Annotated in this window: 8 protein-coding genes; 4 read left to right on the top strand and 4 right to left on the bottom strand. The window is 55.5% G+C overall.

Annotation, left to right across the window (positions count from 1 at the left end):
• Positions 1-16 precede the first annotated feature (16 nt).
• Genes ACTS3T_RS24010 through ACTS3T_RS24000 form a run of 3 tightly spaced genes read right to left on the bottom strand, consistent with a single transcriptional unit; the run spans position 17 to position 16,626 of the window.
• Positions 17-9,835, bottom strand: coding sequence for a non-ribosomal peptide synthetase (locus ACTS3T_RS24010; RefSeq protein ID WP_462935872.1), 9,819 nt, complete (start codon positions 9,833-9,835; stop codon positions 17-19).
• Positions 9,828-14,486, bottom strand: coding sequence for a type I polyketide synthase (locus ACTS3T_RS24005; protein ID WP_462935871.1), 4,659 nt, complete (start codon positions 14,484-14,486; stop codon positions 9,828-9,830). The genes ACTS3T_RS24010 and ACTS3T_RS24005 overlap by 8 nt, the downstream gene beginning before the upstream one ends.
• On the bottom strand, positions 14,479-16,626 hold the full coding sequence (locus ACTS3T_RS24000) for an AMP-binding protein (protein WP_377965037.1): 2,148 nt from the start codon (positions 16,624-16,626) through the stop codon (positions 14,479-14,481). The genes ACTS3T_RS24005 and ACTS3T_RS24000 overlap by 8 nt, the downstream gene beginning before the upstream one ends.
• A 438-nt stretch (positions 16,627-17,064) precedes the next feature.
• Here ACTS3T_RS24000 and ACTS3T_RS23995 point away from each other — a divergent pair, with 438 nt between their 5' ends.
• The 3 genes from ACTS3T_RS23995 to ACTS3T_RS23985 are packed head-to-tail and all read left to right on the top strand — an operon-like array spanning position 17,065 to position 22,029.
• The gene (locus ACTS3T_RS23995; RefSeq protein WP_377965039.1) at positions 17,065-19,656 is read left to right on the top strand and encodes a TonB-dependent siderophore receptor; all 2,592 of its coding nucleotides are present in this window, start codon (positions 17,065-17,067) and stop codon (positions 19,654-19,656) included.
• Positions 19,644-20,687, top strand: a complete 1,044-nt coding sequence (locus ACTS3T_RS23990; RefSeq protein ID WP_377965041.1) for an ABC transporter substrate-binding protein — start codon at positions 19,644-19,646, stop codon at positions 20,685-20,687. Before ACTS3T_RS23995 ends, ACTS3T_RS23990 begins: the two co-directional genes overlap by 13 nt.
• 40 nt (positions 20,688-20,727) lie before the next feature.
• The gene (locus tag ACTS3T_RS23985; RefSeq protein ID WP_377965043.1) at positions 20,728-22,029 is read left to right on the top strand and encodes an MFS transporter; all 1,302 of its coding nucleotides are present in this window, start codon (positions 20,728-20,730) and stop codon (positions 22,027-22,029) included.
• A 169-nt stretch (positions 22,030-22,198) separates the two neighbouring features.
• Here the strand turns inward: ACTS3T_RS23985 and ACTS3T_RS23980 are convergent, their stop codons facing one another.
• Positions 22,199-23,692 carry an energy transducer TonB gene (locus ACTS3T_RS23980; protein WP_377965045.1) on the bottom strand — a complete coding sequence of 498 codons (1,494 nt, stop codon included), beginning with the start codon at positions 23,690-23,692 and terminating at the stop codon, positions 22,199-22,201.
• 341 nt (positions 23,693-24,033) lie between these two features.
• Here ACTS3T_RS23980 and ACTS3T_RS23975 point away from each other — a divergent pair, with 341 nt between their 5' ends.
• Positions 24,034-24,687: a MotA/TolQ/ExbB proton channel family protein gene (locus tag ACTS3T_RS23975; protein ID WP_377965047.1), complete on the top strand. Its 654-nt coding sequence runs from the start codon at positions 24,034-24,036 to the stop codon at positions 24,685-24,687.
• Positions 24,688-24,873: the final 186 nt, after the last annotated feature.

Genomic DNA, 24,873 nt, shown 5'->3' with positions numbered 1-24,873 from the left:
CTATAGCCCAATCGCCCTAAGTCTTGAATGGGCTAAGCTGGCGAAACTGCCGCAGGCGATCTTTGCCTTGCTGGATTTGCTGTGTGCGATCGCGCTTGGTCTGAGGGTTAGTTGGCTGGTCAGCGCCAGTACCCTGTCGGCTCAAAAAGGCCGCCAGCGAAGCCACCGTGGGATAGCGAAACAGGTCGAGGAGAGGTAACTCAACCGCTAGGTGGTGCTGTAGCTGACTCTGCACCTGCACCAGTCGTAGCGAGTGCCCGCCCAAATCGAAAAAGTTATCGTTAACGCCGACGGTTTCAAGCGCTAAGACTTGCTGCCAGACCTGAGCAATGGTCTGCTCTAGCTGGTTGCGCGGTGCAAGATAGGTTTGGCAGGGGCTAAGCCGCGTTTGCTGCTGCGGTGCTGGTAGTGCCCGCCGATCGACTTTGCCGTTGGGCGTTAGCGGCAGCGCTTCTAGCTGGACATAGGTAGATGGCACCATATAGTCCGGTAAGGTCTGACGCAGAAACTCACGCACTTCCTCTCGCTCTAGCTTGGCTTGGGGATGCCGTACCAGGTAGGCCACAAGCGTCTGATGATCCGTCGTTGCATCCGTCACCACCACAGCGTTGCCAATGGCAGGCTGTTGCAGCAATTGAGCCTCAATTTCGCCTAACTCGATCCGAAAACCGCGAATCTTCACTTGATGATCCAAACGGCCTAGAAATTCCAGCGTGCCGTCAGATCGATAGCGGACGCGATCGCCAGTTTTGTAAAGCCGCGAAAACTGTGGTGGAGAATCTGCCGTCTGAAACGGATTGGGAATAAACTTCTCAGCCGTCAGATCAGGGCGATACAAATAGCCCCACGCCAGCCCTGTGCCACCAATATGCAGTTCTCCCGGTACCCCCACCGGAACTGGGTTTTGCTGCTGATCGAGCACATAAAACTGCGTGTTGGCGATGGGTCGCCCCACCGAAACCGTCGTCTGTGCCGAAGGTGTCTCTGCCGTCAGAAGCGGGCTGACGCGATGAACCGCTGACCAAATGGTGGCTTCTGTAGGGCCATACAGATTCCATAGCGTCTCGCCCCGTTGGTGCAAAGCCTCTGCCAGGGGATAAGACAGCGCTTCGCCGCCACACAGCAGTTTCAAAGGGCGATCGCTCGACCAGCCACTCGCCAGCAGCAGTTGCCAGGTGGCTGGCGTGGCTTGCATCACAGTGGCCTGAGCCGTCTCAATTTGAGTAGCCATCTGCCGACCATCGGCGGTGGCTGCCGGATCGATGAGCACGACTTTAGCGCCGCTGATCAAGGGCAAGAAGATCTCTAGAGCGGCAATGTCAAAAGCAATCGTCGTCACGGATAGCAGCACATCTACCGCAGACAGTCCTGGTGTGCGCTGCATAGACTGGAGAAAGTTGACCACAGCTCGATGGGGCACTTGCACTCCTTTCGGTTTGCCAGTTGAGCCAGAGGTATACAGCACATAGGCTAAAGTCTCCGGTGTGGCTAGAGCGGGCAGCGGTTCAGAGCTTGCTTGCTCAATCACGAAGCGATCGCGCTCTAGGCACACAATTTGAATGTTGGGTGGCAGCGCCGTGGCAGTTTCGGGCTGTTGCGTCACCAGCACCGCAATACCTGCATTCTCTAGAATGAAGCGACGGCGAGCCAGGGGATAGGCCGGATCTAACGGCACATAAGCTGCCCCCGTCTGGAGAACGGCCAGCAGGGCAATCACCAGATCTGGCGATCGCGCTAAAGAAATGCCCACCCGCTGGCCTGCCTGCACCCCTAAACTGCGGAGATGGTGGGCAAGTCGATGAGCGCGACGACTGAGTTCGCCGTAGGTGAGTTGCTGCTGCTGATAGCAAAGCGCCACTGCATCTGGCGTCTGCACAACCTGAGCCGCCACCAGATCAGGCAGGCACACTGGCGGATAGACCGCCTCAGTCTGGTTCCATGCCTGGATCTGCCGATGCTCCTGCGGCGTCAGCAGGTCAATGGCGCTGATGGGCTGGCTAGGCGCTGCCACCATTACCGCTAAAATTTGCTGCCAGTGCGCTACTAAGCGGGTAATGGTTGCCGCCGTAAACAGGTCGCAGTTGTAGTCTAAGGCACCGCTGATGCCAGCGTCGGTTTCTCGTAGAGACAGCGTCAGATCAAATTTAGCCGCTTGAGTTTGCGACTCTATCAGACTCAGGCTCAGACCGGGTAGCGCCAGCGCTGCGGTGGGCGCATTTTGCCAAATGAACATGACCTGAAATAAAGGCGCATGGCTGAGGCTGCGTTCTGGCTGTAGGGCTTCGACCAGACGCTCAAACGGTAAATCTTGATGCGCGTAAGCGGCCAGCGCCACCTCACGCACGCGATGCAGCGCTTGTTGCACAGTCGGCTGGCCCGAAAGGTCAGTGCGCAAGACTAAGGTATTGACAAAAAAGCCAATTAGCCCCTCAATTTCGGCGCGGTTGCGATTGGCAATAGGAGACCCCACCACAATGTCGTCATGGCCGCTGTAGCGAGCTAGAAGGATTTGGAACGCCGTCAGCAGCGTCATGAATAGGGTGCAGTTTTGCTGCTGACTGAACTGTTTTAACCCCTGGGTTTGAGCCGCAGAAAGGCTAAAGGTATACCGCTCGCCCCGAAACGTCTGTACCGCTGGCCGGGGATAATCATAGGGCAACTCTAAGACGGGCGGGGCACCCGCTAGCTGCTGTTGCCAGTAGGCTAGCTGTGACGCTAGGCGATCGCCCTGGAGATACTGCCGCTGCCAGGTTGCAAAATCTCCATACTGAAGGGGCAACTCAGCTAAAGGCGACGGCTGCTCCTGGCAAAAGGCTTGGTAGAGATCGGCCATCTCCTGGATGAACACACCCATTGACCAGCCATCAGAAACGAGATGATGCAGCGTGAGCAGTAGCACCTGCACTTGGGGCTGCATTTGCACCAGCCTGACTCGCAAGAGGGGACTACAGTTGAGGGCAAAGGGCTGTTGGGCTTCTGCCTGAGCTAAGTCGCTGACGACTTTATCTTGCTGCGAAATCGGTAGGGCACTGAGATCAATCAGCGGTAGTGGCAGCGCCACCGTCTCCGATACCACGGGGACGGGTTGACCCGCCTGAGCTGCAAACGCCGTCCGCAGCACCTCGTGCCGATTGACCAGGGTTGCTAAACTGCGCTGGAGGGCTGAAATATTGAGATCGCCTTGAAGCCGTACGGCGGCTGGGACGTTGTAAAACGGGCTAGCGGGTTCGAGCTGGGCTAGAAACCAAAGACGCTGTTGGGCAAAGGACAGGGGCAGCGGCTCAGCTTTATCCCGTGGCTTTAGCGGCGGCAGGCTGGTTGCGGTTGCCGTTAATTGCAGTCTCTCTACGCTGGCTGCTAGCTCCGCTACTGTCGGAAATTCAAATAGATGACGCAGCGGGATTTCCATTTGAAAGGCTTGCCGCATTTGGGAAATGACCTGGGTGGCCAGCAGCGAGTGTCCCCCCAATTCGAAGAAGTTGTTTTGCAACCCTACGGCTTTTTGCTGTAGCACCGCCTGCCAGATCCCTACCAGGATTTCTTCTACAGGTGTACGAAAGGCGATCGCCGTGGTCGCTGCGGCGATCGCTTGCGCCTCGGTGAGTTGCGGTAGCTGGCGGCGATCAACTTTACCGTTAGCCGTCAACGGTAACCGCTCTAAAGCCACAAAGACCGCAGGTACCATGTAATCTGGCAGCTTGGTTTTGAGCCAGCGCCGCAAATCGGCGGGTGTCCCCGTCTCGCTTGCCCAAACGACATAGGCAACCAGTTGCTGGCTATTGCCTAAAGCGGCCTCAGCTAGCACCACGGCTTGCTGCACCTGAGGATGCTGGTTCAGAGCCGTTTCAACTTCGCCCAGCTCAATCCGGAAGCCGCGAATTTTGACCTGATGATCTAGACGCGCCAAACATTCCAGCGTCCCGTCTGGGCGATAGCGAGCCAAATCGCCCGTTTTATACAGTCTGGCTCCGGGTGTTGCACTAAAGGGATGAGGGATGAAAACCGCCGCCGTTAAATCAGGGCGATGCAAATAGCCACGGGCTAGCCCCGCCCCGCCAATGTAGAGTTCTCCCACCACGCCGCTGGGAACAAGCTGATAGTGCTGATCAAGGACGTAAAGTTCGGTATTGGCGATCGCTCTACCAATGGGAATTGGCCCCGAATAGGAGCTATCTGGCGGTACGGTATAGACGCAGCAACCAACCACCGTCTCTGTCGGCCCATACTCATTGATCAGCCGCGTTGTCGGCGCATAGCGCTGCCAAAAGGCAATGTGCTCTGGCCGCAAATTTTCACCCCCAATTACGAAGGCGTTGGTGCAGTTAGCGGCTTCGGCGGGGTCGAGCTGTTCGGCGAGAAGCTGAAGCTGAGCGGGCGTAATTTTGACTAAGCTGAGCTGCGATCGCTGCCGTAGCGCCATTGCTAGCGCCTCAATACCCCAGGCTGGCGTCACCAGTTCTACCGACTGTCCCACCAGTAGGGGTGAGAACAATCCGGTAATGGTTAAATCAAAGGCCAAAGAGGAATGTACAAGCGTGCCTTGGCCTTGCTTAACCGCATAGGCTTGAGTGCACCAATGGAGATAGTTGGCTAAGCCCCGTTGGGTGATCAGGGTGCCCTTGGGGTTGCCCGTGGAGCCTGAGGTATAGATGACATAGGCTAGCTGGTCGGGGTGGCGGGAGACGCCAGAGAAGGTGGCAGGATGCTGCGCGATCGCCTCGCGGTCAGTATCCAGACAGAGGCAAGGAATGGGTAAAGTCGGCAGCTTGGCTAAGCAAGATTGCTGCGTCAGCAGTACCGCCACTTGCGCATCTTTAAGCATGTATGCCAACCGCGCCTCTGGATAGGTTGGATCAAGCGGAACGTAAGCCCCGCCCGCTTTGAGAACAGCCAGCACCCCCACCACCATCGCCAGCGATCGCTCGACACAAAGGCCGACTAAACGCTCCGGGCCAATTCCTTGCTGCTGCAAATAATGGGCGAGTTGATTGGCCTGCTGATCTAGCTGGCGGTAGGTGAGCTGCTGGTCGCCATCAATTACCGCAATGGCATTGGGCGTGCGGTTGACCTGGCGTTCGATCCAGTCAATCACAGTACCGTCTGGAACCGAGGTAGGGGCGGTATGCCCCTGGAGCCACTGCTGCCGCTCAGAGGGGGTCAGCAACGGCAGTTCCCCAATAGGCCAGTCAGGATGAGCCGTCATTGCCGTCCAGAGGGTTTGCAAATGCCCCGCTAGCCGCTCAATCGTGGCGGCGGCAAATAGATCGGTGCTGTATTCTAAGTGCGCCGTCAATCCTGTCGGCGTTGCTGTCATTGACAGGGTGAGGTCAAATTTGGCCACGGGGCGATCGCTGGCGGCTAGATCCACCGCGAGTTCTGGCAGTTGCAAAGGCTGAGGCGGTGTTTGTAGCACAAACATGACCTGAAACAGCGGTGTATGGCTGAGATCGCGCTCCGGCTGTATCGCTTCCACCAGTTGTTCAAAGGGCAGATCTTGATGGGCATAGGCGGCTAAAGCCATCGCTCGCACCCGCCCTAACAGGTCTTTAACCGTAGGGTTTTGGGAGAGATCGCTGCGCAGCACCAGCGTATTAACAAAGCAACCTATCAGCGGTTCCAACTCTGGCCGGGTGCGATTGGCAATGGGTGAACCCACCACGATATCGTCGCTGTGGCTATAACGGCTCAGCAGCAGGGCAAAACCAGCTAGCAGCGTCATAAATAGCGTGCAGCCCTGCTGTTGGCTGAGCGCTTGCAGGCGGTCGGTGAGGTCGCGGCTGAGGGTGAACTCATAGCTGCTACCGCAGAAAGTCTGGATGGGCGGACGCGGGTAGTCCGTCGGTAGAGACAGCGCCCCAGGGAGATCGGCAAGCTGCTGCTGCCAGTAATCTAGCTGAGCGCTCAGACGCTCTCCCTGGAGCCATTGCCGCTGCCAAGCTGCAAAATCAACATATTGAATCGGCAGAGGGGGGAGGGGAGCGGGCTGCTGCTGGCAATAGGCTGCATACAGTATCGTCAACTCTTGCCGCAGTACCCCAATCGACCAGCCATCGGTGACGATGTGATGCATGGCAATGAGCAGCCGATGTTCGCGATCGCTCAGTTTGAGTAATCGCACCCGCAGTAGCCAGTCAGTAGCCAAATCAAACGGCTGCCGCGCATTGACCTCAACCTGCTGTTGCAGCGCTGCCGATTGAGCCGTTGCCGCCAAAGCGCTCAGGTCGATAACAGGCAGAGGCAGCGCCATATCGGGGCGAATCTCAACAACGGGTTGAGTCTGATGGATGGGAAAACGCATGCGGAGGCTTTCATGCCGCCGGACAATTTCCTGCAGGCTGTGGTAAAGCGCTGGAATGTTCAAAGACCCCGCCAGCCGAATTGTCGCTGGCAGGGCATAAAACGGACTGTCGGGTTCCAACTGAGCCAAAAACCAGAGACGCTGCTGGGCAAAGGACAGCGGCAGCGGCTGCGTCCGTTCAACGGGCGCAATGGCGGCAACGACCTGGGGTGCCCTCTCTTGTCGGGTAGTTTCAAGCGCGATCGCAAAAGCGGCAATGGTAGGCGTTTCAAAGAGTTGGCGCAGCGGTAAGGCTATTTGAAAATGACGCTCTACCTGAGCCATGATCTGGGTTGCCAGCAGCGAATGACCCCCTAGCTCAAAGAAATTATCGTCAATGCCGACCGTTTTCAGGTGCAGCACCTGGCTCCAAATCTCTACCAGGCAGGCTTCAACGGGCGTTTGAGGACGGGTTGACAGCGGTGTTGGGGGTTGCCACTGGGGTTCTGGCAGCGATCGCCGATTGATCTTGCCATTGGGCGTCAAAGGCAGCGCCGCTAGCAAGACAAAAGCCGCTGGCACCATGTAGTCTGGCAAGATTTGCCGCAGATACGACCGCATCTCGGTCGCGTCCATTGCCTGCTCAGACTGGATATAGGCAACCAAGCGGCGATCGCCCTGGACGTCGCGATCGACCACTACGCTTTTCTGGACGCTGGGGTGCTGATCCAAAGCCGCCTCGATTTCGCCCAGCTCAATCCGGAAGCCGCGCAGCTTCACCTGGTAGTCGATGCGCCCCAAAAAGTCTAAGGTGCCATCAGCCCGATAGCGAACGCGATCGCCAGTTTTATAGAGGGTAGATGAGTCAATAGCAAGATGAGGGGATGAGGCAGTAAATTTTGAATTTTGAATTTTGAATTCTGCCAAAAACGGATTGGGCACAAACTTCTCCGCCGTCAGTCCAGGCTGATTCAGATAGCCTTGGGCTAGCCCCGCCCCGCCGATATACAGCTCACCCGGCACGCCAATCGGTACTGGCTGGAGATGGCGATCGAGTACATAAAGCTGCGTGTTGGCGATCGCGCGGCCTAAAGGAATTGCCGTGGACGCGGCGGCGGCTGGCGGCTCTGGAGCAACCCGGTGTAGCGCCGACCAAATAGTTGTCTCTGTCGGCCCATAGAGGTTCCACAATGACCCACACCGCTGCCGCAGCGCCGCCGCTAAAGCATGAGACAGCGCTTCGCCGCCACACAGCAGCTTTAAGTCCGGCTTACCCGACCAGCCTGCCGCAATCAATAGCTGCCAGGTGGCGGGTGTCGCCTGCATCACAGTCGCCTGTGTCCGGTCAATTAGCGCCGCTAGCAGTGAGCCATCGGCTGCCGTCAAGCGATCTGTCAGCACCACGCGAGCGCCCGTCACTAGCGGCAGAAACAGCTCTAGACCCGCAATGTCAAAGGCAATGGTCGTCACAGCTAGCATGACATCCTGCGGCACCAGTCCCGGCTGGCGCTGCATCGACTGCAAGAAGTTAACCACCGCCCGATGCGGAATTTGAACGCCTTTGGGTTTGCCCGTCGAGCCGGAGGTGTAGATAACGTAGGCCAGCTGCTCAGGCGTCATTAGCAGCGGGAGATTGTCTGTAGGGTAGGTGGCCAGGGTGGGCCAGTTTCGATCGAGACAGAACGTGGGGGGTGTCTGGGCAGGTAGCTTAGCCAGCAGCGAAGTTTGCGTCAGCAGCAGCAACACTGGGGCGTCGTTGAGCACCAGCGCCAAGCGCTCAGTGGGGTAAGCGGGGTCGAGGGGAAGGTAAGCTCCTCCCGCTTTGAGAATAGCCAGCATGCCAATCACCATCTCTAGAGAGCGCTCTAGACAGAGGCCAACTAGGGTGCCGGGGGCGACGCCAAGCTGCTGCAAGTGGTGAGCGAGCTGATTGGCGCGGGCGTTGAGTTCTCGATAGCTGAGATGCTGATCGGCCCAACTAAGGGCGATCGCCGCTGGCGTTTTCTCCGCCTGTAGCGCAATCTGATGATGCAGACAGCCTTGGGCGGGGGATGGGGCGTCCTCCGTCTGAGTTGCGTTCCACTCTGCCAATAGCTGATGTCTGGCCGCTTCAGATAGCAACGGTAGCTGGGAGAGACGCTGCTGCGGATGGGTGACAACGCCGTTCAACAAGACCTGAAAATGATCTAGAAGCCGCTCAATGGTAGTGGCATCAAACAAATCAGTGTTGTATTCACAAATTCCCTCAAGGCTACCGCTAGAGGTTTGCGATAGGTTCAGCATCAGGTCGAAGCGAGCGGTACCGCTATCCACCCTGATGGGTTCTAGCGTCAGATTGGGCAGGGTTGTTGAGGCTAGCGGCACGCCCTGCAGCACAAACATCACCTGAAACAGGGGGCTATAGCTGAGATTACGGGCTACGGGTAGGGCTTCAATCAGCTTTTCAAACGGAACGTCCTGATGCGTATAAGCGTCTAGGGCAGTCGTCTGAACCCGCTGTAGCAGCGTTAGAAAGCTCGGATCGCCAGAGAGGTCTGTTCGCAGCACCAGCGTATTGGCGAAAAAGCCAATGAGCGACTCTAACGCCGGGTGGGTACGGTTGGCAATCGGTGAGCCTACGAGAATGTCGGTTTGTCCCGTGTAGCGATACAGTAGGGTCTGAAAAGCTGCCAGCAGCGTCATAAACAGCGTGACGCCCTGCTGCTGAGCCAACGTTTTGAGCGCCTGGACTAAATCGGGTGAGAGGGCAAAAAAACAGCGAGTGCCTCTAAAGGTCTGCACCGCTGGCCGGGGACGGTCGGTGGGCAGATCTAGCAGAGCCGGACTGTCTTGCAACTGCCGTCGCCAGTAAGCAAGCTGCCGTTCTAACGCTTCTCCCTGAAGCTGCTGCCGCTGCCAGTGAGCAAAGTCAGCATATTGAAGCGGCAACGCGGCGAGCGGTGACGGCTGTCCTTGGATAAACGCCTGATACAAGATCGTTAGCTCTTGCAAAAAGATGCCGCGACACCAGCCATCGGCGATGATATGGTGCAGCGTGACGAGCAGCCAAGCGTCAGCATCGCCCCAAGTCAACAGAGTGGTGCGCATCAGCGGCCCTTGGGTGAGATCAAACGGCCAGCGCAGTTCTAGTTGGGCGAGCTGTTGCAGTTCGCGTTCTCGCTGCTGAACTGATAGGTTTTGCAGATCTACAATCCGTAAAGGCAGGCTCAACGTCGGCGCGATCGCCTGAATCGGCTGTCCCTCAACCGCAGGAAAGGTGGTGCGCAAAACCTCATGCCGCCTGACCATTTCATTAAAGACCCGCTCCAAAACGGCTAGGTTGATCGGCCCCTGCCAGCGCAGCGCTGCCGAAATGTTGTATTCCGGGCTTTGACCCTGAAACTGGTCTAAAAACCACAGCCGCTGTTGGGAAAAGGACAGGGGCAGGCCATCTTCTGCCTGACGGCGCGGCAGAGGAGGGGGAGTGACTGGCTGCGAGTGCCGTCGCTGTAGCTGCTGTGCTAATAAGGTTCGCTGTTCGGGGGAAAGGGCGGCAATCCGCTTGGCAAACTCATTCATGATCGGTCATCCTGATTGACTGACTCAGCGAAGACGGCGGCGTCAGCCTTGCCTGCACTTCTTCGGGAGAAAGCTTTTCAATTTCGCTCAAGAGCTGTTGCATTTGCTCGGCAGCGACGGTTTCTGTTTGAGCCGCAATCACCTTGGCTAATCCGGCTACGGTGGGGGCTTCAAACAAAATGCTTTTGAGCGGCAGTTCCACCTGAAACTGTTCTCGTAGACGGGAGATCACCTGAATTGCCAACAGGGAATGCCCACCTAGCTCAAAGAAATTGTCGTACAGACCAATTGGCTCAAGTCCTAGTAGCGCTTGCCAAACCGCCGCGATCGCCTGTTCGAGTTCTGTTTGAGGTGGTTCGTAGCGATTGCTGAGGGTGGGCCGGGTGTGCGTTCGCGATCGCAACTGCTGCCACCCATCTGGATTTTCGCTGGGCTGAGTCGCCTGCGCTAATCGAGCCTCTAGCGCTGCCGTAGACGCCACAACCTGTCCTGGCCCTGGCATTGCCAGCACCCGCTGCATAGCTGCCCAAACTTCAGCAGGCGTCATTGCCAGCTTACGGCTCGTTAGGTGAGAAGGCGTTGACAAGTCAGCATCCCATTCTGCATACCAGGCTTGACGGTTGAGACAAAACCAGGGAGTTGGCCGGGTGTGACAGCGCTGAGTGACCGCCGCGTCAAGACAGCTATAGCTGGCGGTGTAGGCAGCTAGTCCTGGCCCACCCAGCACACAGGCTAAGGAAGACTGCACCAGATAAAAATCTAGTGACTGGTGCTGCAAAGACTGCTCTAGCACCTGTAATCCCTGCAAGCGGGACTCTATTTCTGCGGCGCTATTGGCGCGCGTGAGTTCGGCGATAGACCGGGTCGCTTGGGCGGCATTGATTGCAGGGGTATAGATGACCCCGTGCAGGGTGCCAAACTGCTGGTCAATTTGAGCGATCGCCCGCTGCATCTGGTCGGCATTGGTCAGATCGGCTGCCAACAGCAAAATTTGCCCTCCCCCTTGCTCCAAAGCTTGAATCTGGGCAATCCGACGGCTGACCGCATCCGTCTCTGCGTGGGTGGTCAGCCATTGCTGCCACAGGTGACGCTCCGGCAGGTCGCTTTGGCCGACTAAGGCAACCTGAGCCTGCCAGGTTTCAATTAAAGCCTGCGCGATCGCAAACCCCAGTCCGTTGACCAAGTCGCCAGCAATCAGATAAACCCCGCCTCGCCGCAAACGCGACGCCTCAGGCGTTGACGGTAATGACAGCGGCTCAAAGGTTTGTACCCAGCGGTGCGCCCCGCGATAGGCCACCGTCAGGGCGGTGGGTGGCGTCAGCAACTCTGCCAGCAGCGACGGTAGCAGCGACGAGAGCGTAGCTGCCGATGGCTCGCCGTCCCCATCGAGATGGCGACAGGTGAGGTGGGGATATTCTTGAGGAATCACCTTACAAGCGCCTAAAATCGCCGCCTGCTCTGGTGATACCGATTCGGTACCCACCACGTCATGCAGTCCAGACGTCAGCACATTGATTTGTAGCGACGAAACATGGGCTAAGTGTTTGGCGATCGCCTGGGTCAGCGAGATGAGGCCATAAAAAGCCGTATAAGCATCGGCAAGAACGGTATCTTCAGCCCCCTGAGAACTCAAACTCCAGCCATACAAAACCCGCTGCGGCGTGGCGTGACGAATCATCACCGTTTGCAACAGCGTTTCATAGTCTTCGGGCTGATGAGGATTGAGACTATACTGGCGATCGCCCAGTTGGGTAAATTCGGCAGCGGGTGTGACCTGAATCACCGTTTGTCCGGCCTGCTCTAATAACCGCAGTAGCGGCTGGACAAATGACGAAGCTGAGGTCAAAAACACCAGCCAACAGCCAGCCTCTACCGCCTCAGACTGCTGCGTCAGCCGGGGGGCGCGTCGCCACGACGGTAGATAAAACCAGTCTGCTTCAGACCTGCGATCGAGTGAATGGACAGTCGGCGGCGACGATGCCCCCGCCTCAATCCAGTAGCGCTGCCGTTCAAACGGATAGGTGGGTAAAGACAGACGCTGTCGCTGCTCGTGTTCATAGAAGTTCGACCAGTTAATAGCCACACCCGCCAACCAAAGCTGCCCTAACGTCTGCAACAAATACTCGCCGTCAGATACCGCTTGCTGCGGATGGCGTAGCGAGGTGAACAGAAGTTGCGCTGCGGCTGCCTGCTGCTTGGCTAAAGTTGTCAACGTCCGACCGGGGCCGACTTCTAGCAGAATTTGGCTAGTGTCTTGCACCAGGTTGTGGATGCCTGCGGCAAACTGCACCGACTGTCGTAACTGTTGCCCCCAGTAGTGCGGATCGGTAGCTTCTTTATCGGTTAACCAAGTGCCTGTCACATTCGAGAGCAGGGGAATTTGGGGCGGATGCAGCGCTACCTGCTGGACGGCTGCCACAAACGGTCGAACGGCAGGTGCCATCAAAGGAGAATGGAACCCGTGAGACGTTTGCAACCGATGCGTTTCAGTCCCCTGGGTTGCCAGTTCAGCGGCGAGAGCTGCGATCGCGGCTTCTGTTCCGGCGACAACGGACAAGGACGGGGCATTGCTCACCGCCAGGGTAATTTCTGAACTCAGCCAGGGCTGTAGCGCTGCGGCTGACAGGGGTACCGACAGCATGGCTCCCGGAGGACACTGCTGCATCAGGTCTGCCCGTAGCACCACCAGTTGCAAAGCAGCTTCGAGCGTAAAAATGCCTGCTAAACACGCCGCCACCAGTTCACCCAGGCTGTGCCCCAGCAAGGCACTGGGCTGCACCCCCCAATGCATCCATAGCTGCGCCAAGGCATACTCAATTACAAAGAGAGCGGGTTGAGTCCAGCGAGTTTGATGGAGTTGTTGAGCGTGATGGGCTGAATGGTCGGCAAACAGAAGCGATCGCAAGTCTATGTCTAACTGAGGTGTCAGAAGCTGGCAGCACTGATCGACGACTGCTCGGAACGTGGGTTCGCTGGTGTACAGTTCTTTGGCCATGCCGGGATACTGCGCCCCCTGTCCCGGCAAGAGAAAAGCGATCGCCCGCTGCTCTCCCGTGGTTTTTCCCGTCAAGACTCGGTGCGGATCCCCAGATTTTAGGACGGACGCCACCTCAGCAGAGCGATCGCTAGACTGACAGACGACCAGCCGCCGATAGGCCAAGGCGGCACGACCCACCTGTAGGGTGTAGGCCGTATCTGCCAGGTTGAGGGACGATGCCTGCTGCAAATGCGTGGCTAAATTAGCCGTGGCTGTCTCTAAAGCTGTCTCGGTCTTGGCAGACAGCAGCAGCAGTTGCCAGCGGCGAGACGGCTGGGCTGATTTGCTAGGGGGGGCTTCTTCTAAAACGACGTGGGCGTTGGTTCCGCCAATCCCAAAAGAACTGACGCCAGCTCGACGAGGCGTGCCATTGGCTTGCCAGTCTGTCAGTTGGGTATTGACATAAAAGGGACTATTGGCAAAGTCAATATGGGGATTGGGCTGCTGAAAGTGCAGGCTGGGCGGAAGTTGCTGGTGTTTTAGCGCCAGCAGCGTTTTGATCAATCCGGTGACGCCAGCCGCCGCGTTCAGATGACCAACATTGGTTTTAACTGAGCCAATGGCGCAGCGCTGAGTCTGGGCAGTGCGGGGCTGAAAGACGCGGTTTAAAGCCTTAATTTCAATCGGATCGCCCAGCGCTGTCCCCGTACCGTGCGCCTCAATATAGCTAATACTGCTGGAGTCAACCTCGGCGATCGCCAGGGCTTCAGCAACCACATCTGCCTGACCTTCTACGCTGGGCGCGGTGTAGGCTACTTTTTCAGCGCCGTCGTTATTAATGGCAGACCCTCGGATGACGCCATAAATATGATCACCATCGCTCACGGCTGCCGCCAGCCGCTTCAATACCACCAGTCCCAGACCGCTGCCAAACACCGTGCCTTCAGCCTGAGCATCAAAGGCGCGGCAATGTCCGTCCGGTGAGGCAATACTACCGGGCTGATGCAGATAACCCTCAGGTTGCAGACTCTGCAACGAAATACCGCCAGCGATCGCCATATCGCACTGATAGCCGAGCAGACTGCGGCAGGCCAGATGCACCGCCACCAGAGAGGTTGAGCAAGCGGTACCTACGCTGAGGCTGGGGCCTTTAAGATTTAGCAGATAAGAGATTCGAGTAGCGAGATAATCTTTATCGTTACCAATTAGGGTTTCTAAGGTCTGAGACTGCAACAGCTCTCGATCAGAGGCCAAATGCTTTAGCAAATAGTGGCTCAGGTTAGAGCCAACGAAGACGCCTGTGAGCGCTGTCAGCGCCGGGGGCGGATAGCCAGCATCTTCTAAGGCCGTCCAAGCACATTCCAATAGCAGACGATGCTGCGGATCCATGAGTTCTGCTTCTCTGGGGCTAAAGCCAAAGAAGGCCGCGTCAAAGGTTTCAACGTCTGAGAGGACAGCGCCCGCTTTGACGTAGTTGGGGCGGGCTAGCAGAGTGGCGTCAATGCCAGCCGCCCGTAGCTCTGCCTCAGAAAAGCGGGTAATGGTCTCTTTTCCCTGACAGAGATGCTGCCAAAACTGGGTAACGGTATCTGCGCCAGGAAATCGACCTGCTAGGCCAATGACCGCGATCGCTGTCGCAGCCTGATTCATATTTGACATTTCTAAATTAACCATGACGGTTTTGCCTTCTCTGGAGGGCGGCGCGTTTTTCAGCCGCGATCGCGCCTTGTTGCTGCCGCGCTCGGTTGCGAATTTGCGCCAGCTTTACAGATGGGTTGGGGGCGGCGTCTAGGTATCGGGCTAGGGCTTCAATCGTGGGATATTCAAACGGATCGATCGCCGAAAAATCTCGCTGAAAGTGAGTGCTGAGAACCTGACTGAGCTGAGCCGCCAGCAGAGAGTCTCCCCCTAGCTCAAAAAAGCTGTCCTGCACGCCAACGCGCTCCAGCTTGAGTAAGTCTTGCCAAAGTGCGGCCAGGGTTTGCTCAGTTTGATTTCTAGGCGCTACAAAGGCAGTTGCCAGCGGCGGGCGGGCTTGCCAGTCAGTAGCGGCTAGCGTCTGACTAGCGACGATGGCTAACGCTCCGGCAAGATAGCGGCTACGACAGGCGCGGCGCTGAATTTTGCCGCTTGAGGTTTTAAGAATGCTGGCAGGCTTGAGCAGGGCAATGGCATAAACTTCTAGATCATGCTCACGCGCGATCGCTTGACGCATCTGGCTGATAACGGCATCAGCATCGAGGTGGCGCAGATGAGTGCGCTCGACCTCCTGCAAAATGACGACCCGTTCTTCTCCGGCCACCTCAACTGTAAACGCCGCGTTGCAGCCCGGTCGCAGCACCGGATGGCTCTGTTCGGCGGTGAGTTCTAAATCTTGGGGATAGTGGTTGCGTCCGCGGACAATGATCAGGTCTTTGATCCGGCCAGTGATAAACAGCTCTCCTGCCCGGATGAAGCCTAAATCGCCTGTGCGTAAGAAAGGCCCTTCGCGATCGGGTGCAATGTAAGCCCCAAACGTGGCGGCGGTTTCAGTAGGGCGATTCCAATAGCCCTGGGCAATACTGGGGCTAGCCACCCACACCTCGCCCACCTGATGCGGCTGGCACCGTGTTTGGGTATCGGCATGGACGATCGCAATTTGTGTTTCTAGCTGCGCCTGACCGCATCCCACCAGATCTCGACTTGAGCGATCTAAGGCCGCAACTTCAACCACTTGATGTTGCTCTAAAGCCTCGGCCTCAACGGCGCAGTAGGTAGGCTCCTGGCTCACCGCCCCCCCCGCAATCATCAAGGTCGATTCCGCCATGCCGTAACAGGGATAGAAAAATCGGGATTGAAAACCGTAAGGGTGGAACGTTTGCACAAAGGCGGTGAGCGTCTGTTGACGAATCGGCTCCGCCCCGACATAAGCCTGTGACCAGCAGCTTAAGTCCAACGCAACCCGCTGTTCCGGCGTCGTTTTGTGGACGCAGAGGTCATAGCCAAAGTTAGGGCCACCAGCGTGGGTGGCGCGATAGTTAGAAATCGCCTGTAGCCAGCGAATGGGCTGCTGAATGAAAGCCACTGAAGGCATTAAAACCCCCCGATAGCCGCTGTAGAGGGGCTGAAGAATGCCGTCAATCAGACCCATATCGTGAAAGCTGGGCAGCCAGGAGACAGAGACGCTATCGGCAGTTAGTTCAGAAACCTGGTGGATATATTGCAGGTTGTGCATGATGTTGCCGTGGCTAATCATCACGCCCTTGGGCTGACCAGTTGAGCCAGAGGTGTATTGCAAAAAGGCGAGTGTATCGGCAGTTAAGTCGGGAGCCCGCCAGTCAGCAGCTACCTGAGCCGCGATCGCCGGGGTATCAATATAGGTCAGCTCCGTTAAACCAGCCGCTGGCAAACCAGCCTGAATATCGCTCAACTCGGCTGTCGTTGTCAGGGCGATCGCCGCTTGCGAATCCACCGCAATCGACCGCAAACGCGCCATCTTCTGCTGACGCTTAGATTTGGGTGGATAAGCGGGGACAGCGACCATCCCGGCATAGAGACAACCCAGAAAAGCGGTAATAAAGTCTAGTCCTGGCGGATAGAGCAATAAGGCTCTCGTTCCCAGCGGGAACTGACTTTGCAACTGCGCCGCGATCGCTCGACTGCGCTGATCGAGGACGCTGTAAGTCAGCTGATCAGTTTCCTGTTCGCCATCGGCCAAAAAGGTAAACGCAATGCTTTCGGGTGATTGCGCTGAGCGCGATCGCACCCAGCCGCCTATCGTACTGTCTGACAGAGTCTCTGGCAGATGCGGGAGACTTGAATTTTGCAAGTACACACTCAATCCTCAAACCTAAAACGTCTGTCCCTGAGATGACTTAGCCCAGCAACTCAAAACCCTCGCCGGGACAGGGTTGAACTTGCTAGTTGCGAATAAAGTTCATCAAAGTTAGTTCAAGGGTTAGGCTATCAGTAATAAGAATAGATTGCAATAGAGATCAAAATTTTTCTAGATTTGCACTCAGGCTCAGACCGTCTAACGGCGTTGATCAGAGCTTTTGAGTAGCTACAGAGCCTTTTAAGCCGAGTTTTTCAACAAAATTTCGCCCTAAAATTGTTAAAAAATATTGTTATTAGCTGCCTGCTTATTGGCATATTTCTCGTTTTTAATGAGAAATTTTAGCAACTGTAGTAACCTGAGTTTTAGCTCACTCGCCCCCGGCGTTAGTGAGACAGGTCTATCCCGGTGTGTTCTAGTGTTTTGTGAGGAGAAGTTTTGAAGCGTTCTTTGATGTTCTGGTCAGTTTGGCTGACAGCCGCCGCCGCTAGCGTTGCTGTCCCCCCTGCTTTAGCCCAAGAGACTCCCCAGTCTGACTCCGTTGAGGCAAATACTCGTCCTCAGGTCGCTTCGCACCCCAATCTCGCTCAGATCAATGATTTAGGTGAAGTCCAGGTAGCCCAGAGCGATCAATCTGCGGTGCTGGTGACGGCTGTGCGGCTAAACCAGAGCGAAACGGGCATTGAACTAATTTTAGAAACGGCGACAGCCTCGCTCTTGGCCCCAAATTTGACGACGATTGCAAATGCCTTAATTGCTGATATTCCCAATGCGGTTTTGGCTTTGCCAGATCAAGATCAGTTTCAGGCAGCCGCGCCAGCCCCAGGGATTGCTTTTATCGCTGTAACCTCAACCCCAACCGGGATCCGAGTTGCCGTTACAGGCACAGAAGCCCCGCCAGCAGCCAATGTAACTGTAGGTGCTCAAAGACTGGCGATCGCCCTCACCCCTGGCGTACCCAGTGCCGATGCACCTGAAGCGGCGATTCAAATCACCGTTACAGGCGAACGGGAAGACTACAGCGTCACCGATGCCGCAGTGGGTACTCGAACCGATACCCCCCTTCTAGAAGTTCCCCAATCTATCCAGGTTGTGCCAGAGGCCGTCATCGACGACCAGGCAGCAATCACACTCAATGATGCGCTACGTAACGTTAGCGGTGTGCAGCCCTCTTTTGCATCGGCGCGATCGCCTGTTACCGCCGTCATTATTCGCGGCTTCAACAGCGACAACTTTTTGATCAATGGCCTCAGCGATACCACGTTTGGAGATTTAGGCGTAGATCTGAGCAATGTGGATCGAGTAGAAGTCCTCAAAGGCCCTGCCTCTGTTCTATACGGCCTCGGCGATCTCGGCGGTACGATTAACGTCGTCACAGAGCAGCCCCTACGCGAACCGTTCTACGAACAGGAATATCAGTTAAATAGCTTTGGCCTACATCGTTCGGCCATTGATTTATCCGGGCCTCTCAACGCCAGCCAAACCCTCCTCTATCGGCTAAATGCGGCCATTGAGTTTGGGGGTAGCTTCGTTGATTTTGAAGAGGTAGACTCGCGACCTTTCATTGCCCCGGTGCTGTCCTGGCAAATTGACGACGACACAACCTTTACCCTCGAAGCCAGCTATTTAAGAAACAATACATCAGCAGATGCCCCGGCCTTGCCCGCCGTCGGCACCGTTATTGACAATCCCAACGGCGAAATTGATTTAGATGTCAACCTCGGTGAACCGGATTTAGTCGAAGTGGAAGAGCAAGTCAGCCGTATTGGCTATCGGTTGGAGCACGACCTGAGCGACAATTGGTCAATTCGCAACGAGTTTAATGGCAGCTTCTTTCGAGAATTAACCAACACAGTTGTTTTCCCGCTAGGTCTGTGTCCCGATGTCGGTTCTCTCGTCTTTTTGTGTCCCAGCTTAGATCAGCGAACCTTGCTACGGGCTTTGGTTGATGTCGATACCGATCGAGATAGCTATACGCTCAATAACAGCGTCACTGGCCAATTCAGCACCGGATCTATCGATCATACGCTGTTGCTAGGGGCTGAACTGTCTAGAGAGACGGTGACCGATCGCTTTGTTGCTAACCTCATTGCCCCAATTGACATTTTTGATCCCGTCTATGTGCCCAGTTTTATTGGCCCTGAGGTGCTGAGACAAGATCTCTTTACCCGCACTGATGCCTTAGGGCTATACGTGCAAGATCAAATTGCCTTCAACGACAACCTAATTTTGGTTTTGGGCGGACGCTTTGATATTGCGGGTAGTGAGGTCAGCGACAGGCTGGCGGGTACAGACGAATTTCAGCAAGACGAAGCCTTTAGCCCTCGCTTGGGCTTGGTGTATCAGCCCAGCGAAGATGTTTCGCTTTATGCTAGCTATGCCCGCTCATTCACACCCCAAGCAGGACAAACCGCAACCGGAGAAACCTTTGAGCCAGAGCGAGGGACTCAATACGAGGTGGGGGTGAAGGCGAATCTTTTAAATGACCAGGTATTCGCCACTTTAGCCTTCTTCGACTTAACCCGGAATAACGTGCTGACCGCAGATCCCAGCAATTCCTTATTTCAAATTCAAACGGGAGAACAGCGCAGTCGCGGCATTGAGCTAGATCTACAGGGCGAAGTTTTGCCTGGATGGAGCCTTATTGCCAGCTATACGTTCACTGACGCAGAAATTACTGAAGATGAGGTATTTGACGAGGGTAGCCAGTTGTTCAATGTGCCCCGACATTCAGCTAGCTTGTGGAGCGTATACGAGCTTCAGCAGGGAGATCTGCAAGGGTTAGGATTTGGCCTAGGGCTGTTTTTTGTCGGCGATCGCGAAGGCAATCTCAATAACACCTTTGAACTGCCTGCTTATGTTCGCAGTGACGCGATGGTTTACTACCAGCGCGATCAGGTGCGATTTCAGCTCAACTTTCAAAACCTGTTCGATATTGACTACTTTGAAGCCTCCCGCAGCGGCAACGACCTAGAAATCGTCGCTGGCGAACCTTTGACCGTATTGGGCACTGTATCATGGCAATTCTAAGACGCAGCCTTGTGACGTTAGGGCGTCGGGTCAGCCAGCGGCTTTTAGGTTGGCAACCACCGGGGCTGAGGCATCTCCCTTATGTCCTCTTCTCTATCCTGGCAGTTTTTGTGATTGCAGCTTGCAATCCCGACGCCGCTTCTGAGGTTGAGGTTGCTTCGACAGCCGTAAACTGCCGTCCGGTGCAACATGCTATGGGAGAAAGCTGTGTGCCCCTATCTCCTAAGCGTGTGGTCACTCTGACGCTACCCGCTTTGGCTAATCTAGTGGCATTAGGCATCAAGCCTGTGGGCACGGCAACCTACGAGGCGTTTGCTGGCATTAATGTGCAACCCTATCTCCAGAATGAAGTAGACGGAATTGAATGGGTGGGGAGTGACGATCAGCCCAGCTTAGAAAAGATAGCCCAGATTCATCCCGATTTGATTTTGGGCTTAGAAAAGCAGCATCAGTCAATTTATCCCCAACTGTCAGCAATTGCGCCGACGGTGTTGTTTGAGCTAAGCGATCGCAGTGACTGGCAGCAACTTGTCCTAGAGGTCGCTGCGGTCTTTGATCAAACACCAGCAGCGGAACAATTACTACAGGACTATTCTCGCCGCGTCGATCAGCTGCGGCAACGGCTGGGCGAACAGGGACTGCAACAGGAAGTTTCCATTGCCTATGCGTTGGGCGGTAGCCTTTACTCAGAAGCCAAAAATTCATTTCCAGGCAGCATTTTAGAAGATGTTGGCCTGCATCGTCCCCCGGCTCAAGATGTGATTGCACCCGCCAATGGCAGACTGGTCTTTTCGCCAGAGCGAATTGACAGCATTGATGGCGACGTTCTTTTTATTCCTAAAAGTGGTAACGATCTAGATCTCGATCAGGAAGCGCTGATGCAAAAGCCCCTTTGGCAGACGCTCCAGGTGGTGCAGCAAGATCAAATTTATCGCGTCAATCTTTGGGAGTGGAGCGGACTAGACATTTTAGCCGCTCACGCAGTGCTGAATGATTTATTTCAGTATCTGCTCAACGAGCCACCGTCCTAGCCTTCTGCTGGCAATCGGTTGAAATGATTTGGCAACTTCTATGAAAACGTTTACGTTCATCTGGTTCGGCCAGATGATTTCGACGATTGGCAGCGCCATGACGGTTTTTGCCTTCATCTTGTGGATTTGGGAGCGCACCGAATCGGCCACCACTTTGACCCTATTCGGCTTTTTCTCAGAACTAGCGCTGATGTTTGTCATTTTGGCAACGGGCATCCTCGTCGATCGGTTTAATCGCCAGCGGCTGATGATTTTCGGCGATATCGGTGCCCTACTCAGCACTATTTTTGTAGCGGGTTTGTATGTGACTCATTGGCTAGAAATCTGGCATTTGTACATTATTGTGGCCGTACAAACTTGCTTTTCTCAAATCCAAAATTTGGCCTATTCTGCTTCAATTGCGCTGCTGTTGCCCAAGCAGCACCTTGCCAGAGCCGGAGCTATGCGAACGATTGTGAATTACAGTGCCACCATTCTTGCACCAGGATTGGCGGGTATTTTATACCCGCTGATAGGGCTGAGCGGTATTATTGGTATCGACGTTCTGACCGCCCTAGTGGCGATCGCTACCCTAGGCGTTGTTCAGATTCCTCAGCCCGTTCAGCCCGATTCTGACACAGCAGATGCAGCAAACGCCGCGTCGCTTTGGCATAAGCTGACGTTTGGACTACGGTATATCTGGCAAAATTCCAACCTGCGACTCCTGACGCTAACCTTTTCCTGCTTTTGGTTCTTTCATCAGCTTGGCGAATATGTGTTTAAACCCATGATTTTGGCTCGCACCGATGGCAGTGCGTTGATCTTGGGGGGCGTTTCCATGGCGGCAGGGGCGGGCGGACTAATGGGCGGAGGGCTGATGAGCCTTTGGAACGGCTTTCAGCCGCGAATTCGCGGTATGCTGCTTGGCTTTACGGGGGTCGGCATTGGCAAGATAGCGGTCGGCCTGGGTTCAATACCCCTGGTTTGGATTCCTGCTCGCGTTTATACATTCATCAATGTGCCGATTCTGCTTAGCTCTAGCAACGCCATCTGGTATGCCAAAATACCGCCCAGCTTGCAGGGGAGGGTTTTTGCTGCCGATCATTTAATCGGCATCACAATTAGTGCTTTTACGGCGCTGATTGCTGGGCCGTTAGCGGATACGGTTTTTGAGCCTGCCATGCAGCCCAACGGAGCGCTGTCTCCTATTTTTGGTTCTCTCTTGGGCACCGATGCTGGCGCGGGTATGTCTTTGCTCCATGGGATGGCAGGTTTAGCCACGCTGCTGGTTGCAATAGTAGGATTTAGAACGCAACCCCTACGCCAGGTTGAGGCCAATCTACCCGATCAAGGGGCTGGGTAGATTGGCAACACTGCTCAACGGCTCATACCAATTCTGCAAAAGAAAGGTGCAGATGAGACTGACGAAACGGATGCAGAGCCAAGACTGTTCAATTCAAAATCGAAAATCCAAAATCGAGAATTGATATCAACTATCGGCTTTTAGTGGCAATAGGCCGAGCCAGCCCAACTCATTCAGCAGTTGCCTCACCTGCTGCTGGTGGTGGGGACGGGGGTGCTGCCGGAGGGGGCGCGGGTTCAGAGATCGGCGGGGGCGCTGCCGGGGGCGGCGGCTCAGGAGCCGAATTGGCCGGGGGCGGCGAGGCGGGTTCATTAGCAGGCGGTGCCGGCGGGGGCGACGATTCAGCCGTCGTCGGCTCAGCTGCATCGGCTGCCGAACTGCCTGATGTTGGCGCGATCGCATCTTCTGCCGTATTAGTAACCGCCGAGGACTCTGTTTCTGAGGCTGAAGCAGGTTGAGTCCCTGCTTGGCTCTCAATATCGGGTTCTGCGGGTGTAGATGGCTGAGATTCAGACGCATCTGTCTCAGCTTCTTCAGCCGGACGGTTACGGGCTGTCGGTGCGGGGGACGAACTGGCGGCGGGTGGTTCGGGGGAAGCAACCTCTACTGAACGACGCTCACCGCGACGCTGCGTTTCTCGGTAACGGCGAGAGCCTTCAACCGCAAAATCGATTTCAATCGGGATGCTACCTTGCTGCCCTCCGGTGTCAAACTCATAGCCTTGAGCGGCTTCTAGGGCAGCCCGGTCAAGCTCGGCATTGCCGCTGGAGCGAACTAGCGTTACGCTCACAACGTTGCCGTTAGCGTCGTAGCGGGCTTCTATTTGAGGATTGCCTTCTACACCGTCGTTTAGGGCTGATTCAGGATAATCTGGGCGATCGCAGCGACGACAACTAACCGTACGAGCCGCGCCTCTACGCCCCCTGCCATCGGAGCCGGAAGCCTCGGCATCATTGCTGCCTGAACGAGAGCCAGTCGCCCGCGCTGTTTCCCTGCCGTCAGAATCAGTTTCAGCGGTGCCCGCTGTCTCACCGCCTGATGCAGCCGTATCGGCAGCGATTGCGGCATCGGTACCACTGTCCGCCGAGTCACGGGTGATTTCATCTTGGGAAAAAAGCCGACTGAGTGAGCTGCGAATGTCATCAATATTGGTTTCTGGTTCAGCTTCACTTTCAGATATCTCAGTCTTTGCTAAGCGCCCATCTGGCTCAGTTTCTACAGCATCTTCAGTTTCCTCAGACGTTTCCGGTAGAACCGCCTCATCTTCAAGGTCTGGCTGATCTTCGTCGGCCTCGACAATTTCAGGGGCGGATTCCGGCTGGGCTGGCAAAGGGGCTGCTGGGGGGGGGAGGGCTGCAACCGGTTGAAGGGCAGGTGCAGCCGCTGGCTGGCTAGCAGCGGGTTGACTAGGCGCGGCTGCACTCACTTCCTCGGCTAGCTCAGTTTCTGGTTCTACAACGGCTGGGTCTGGTTCCGGCGGTGTCACGACCAGCTCAATGCGGTTGGGAGTCTTCGTTGCAGCTAGGGGCGTTGGCATCAAGAGCAACATCGGCACGAAGCCTGCATGCACACCCACAGCACTCAGCAGTCCCCACGAGAGGCACCGCCGCGTCAGGGCATTTTCCTTGTCGTGTTGTTCAAGACAGGCTTGTGAAAGACCCATAGTTCCAACTTACTCAGTTCAAAAACAAAATTATGACTGATGCGAACAAATACTATTTTTAATGAGTTGATTTCGCATTAAATAATCCTTGCCTAAACTATAAAGCAGCTCGTCAATCAAAACAATCTTCCTCAGCAGCCTATTTCGGTTAAATCAATCCATTATAGAGACTGAAACGCTTAGAACACCTGCGATCGCCGCCTCGTTAGTCTTAAGAACCGTAAATTCGTCGTTGCAAATACTTGACATTAATTCTCATTTAGATTTACGCTGCCATTCATCAATTATTGAGAGCCACAGTCTAGTAAATCTGGCTTCTCTGTACGTACAAGTCGCTAAACATGTCTCTAAGTGAACTCTTCGTCGCTGGCGGTATTGTCATGGTGCCGCTGCTGCTGTTTTCTATCGCCGCGATCGCCCTCATCGTTGAGCGTTCTATCTTCTGGTTGCGGGTCAACCGACGACAGCGCCGGGTTGTCAAAGACATTCTGCAAACCTATCGCCATGCACCTATCGATGTCTTCGCCAAGCTAAAGCAAAATCTCGACTTACCCCTCGCCCGCATCTTTCTAGAAGCTCTAGAGCTTGAAGGAGCCTCCCCTAACCAGTTTCGCCTCGCCCTAGAGAGCGCAACCCAGGCAGAACTGCCGCTGCTGAAGCGCTTCAACACGGTGTTTCAAAGCATTATCGCCGTGTCGCCGCTGCTGGGGCTGCTGGGGACAATTTTGGGTTTAATTCGCTCGTTTGCGGCGATTCAGATTGGGGAGATTGGGGAAAATGCCGCGCTAGTGACTGGCGGTATCAGCGAGGCGCTGGTATCGACGGCAGCAGGCTTGGGGGTGGCGATTCTGACGCTGTTGTTTGCTAACCTGTTTCGCGGTCTGTATCGGCGTCAGGTGGCGCTGCTACAGGAGTACGGCAGTCAGCTAGAGATTCTTTACGAATGGCATTATGAAGCGCTGAAGCAGGGAAATGCAGCCTATGCGCGGCATTAATTGAGAGGATATTTGAAAAGATATCGGCGGCGTAGCAAAACGGTTGAGATCCCCCTAAATCCCCTTTTTAAGGGGGACTTCCGAGCCGATTTTCTTTTCAAAGATAGTAGGGGGGATCGATCTCAATCCGCTTGAAAAAGGGGGACTTCCGAGTCGATTTCCTTTTTAAGGGGGGCTAGGGGGGAT

The sequence above is a fragment of the Almyronema sp. genome (assembly GCF_052168255.1).
Lineage (GTDB): Bacteria > Cyanobacteriota > Cyanobacteriia > Phormidesmidales > Phormidesmidaceae > Sphaerothrix > Sphaerothrix epifaneia.
This window is presented reverse-complemented; position numbering and strand designations above follow the sequence as displayed.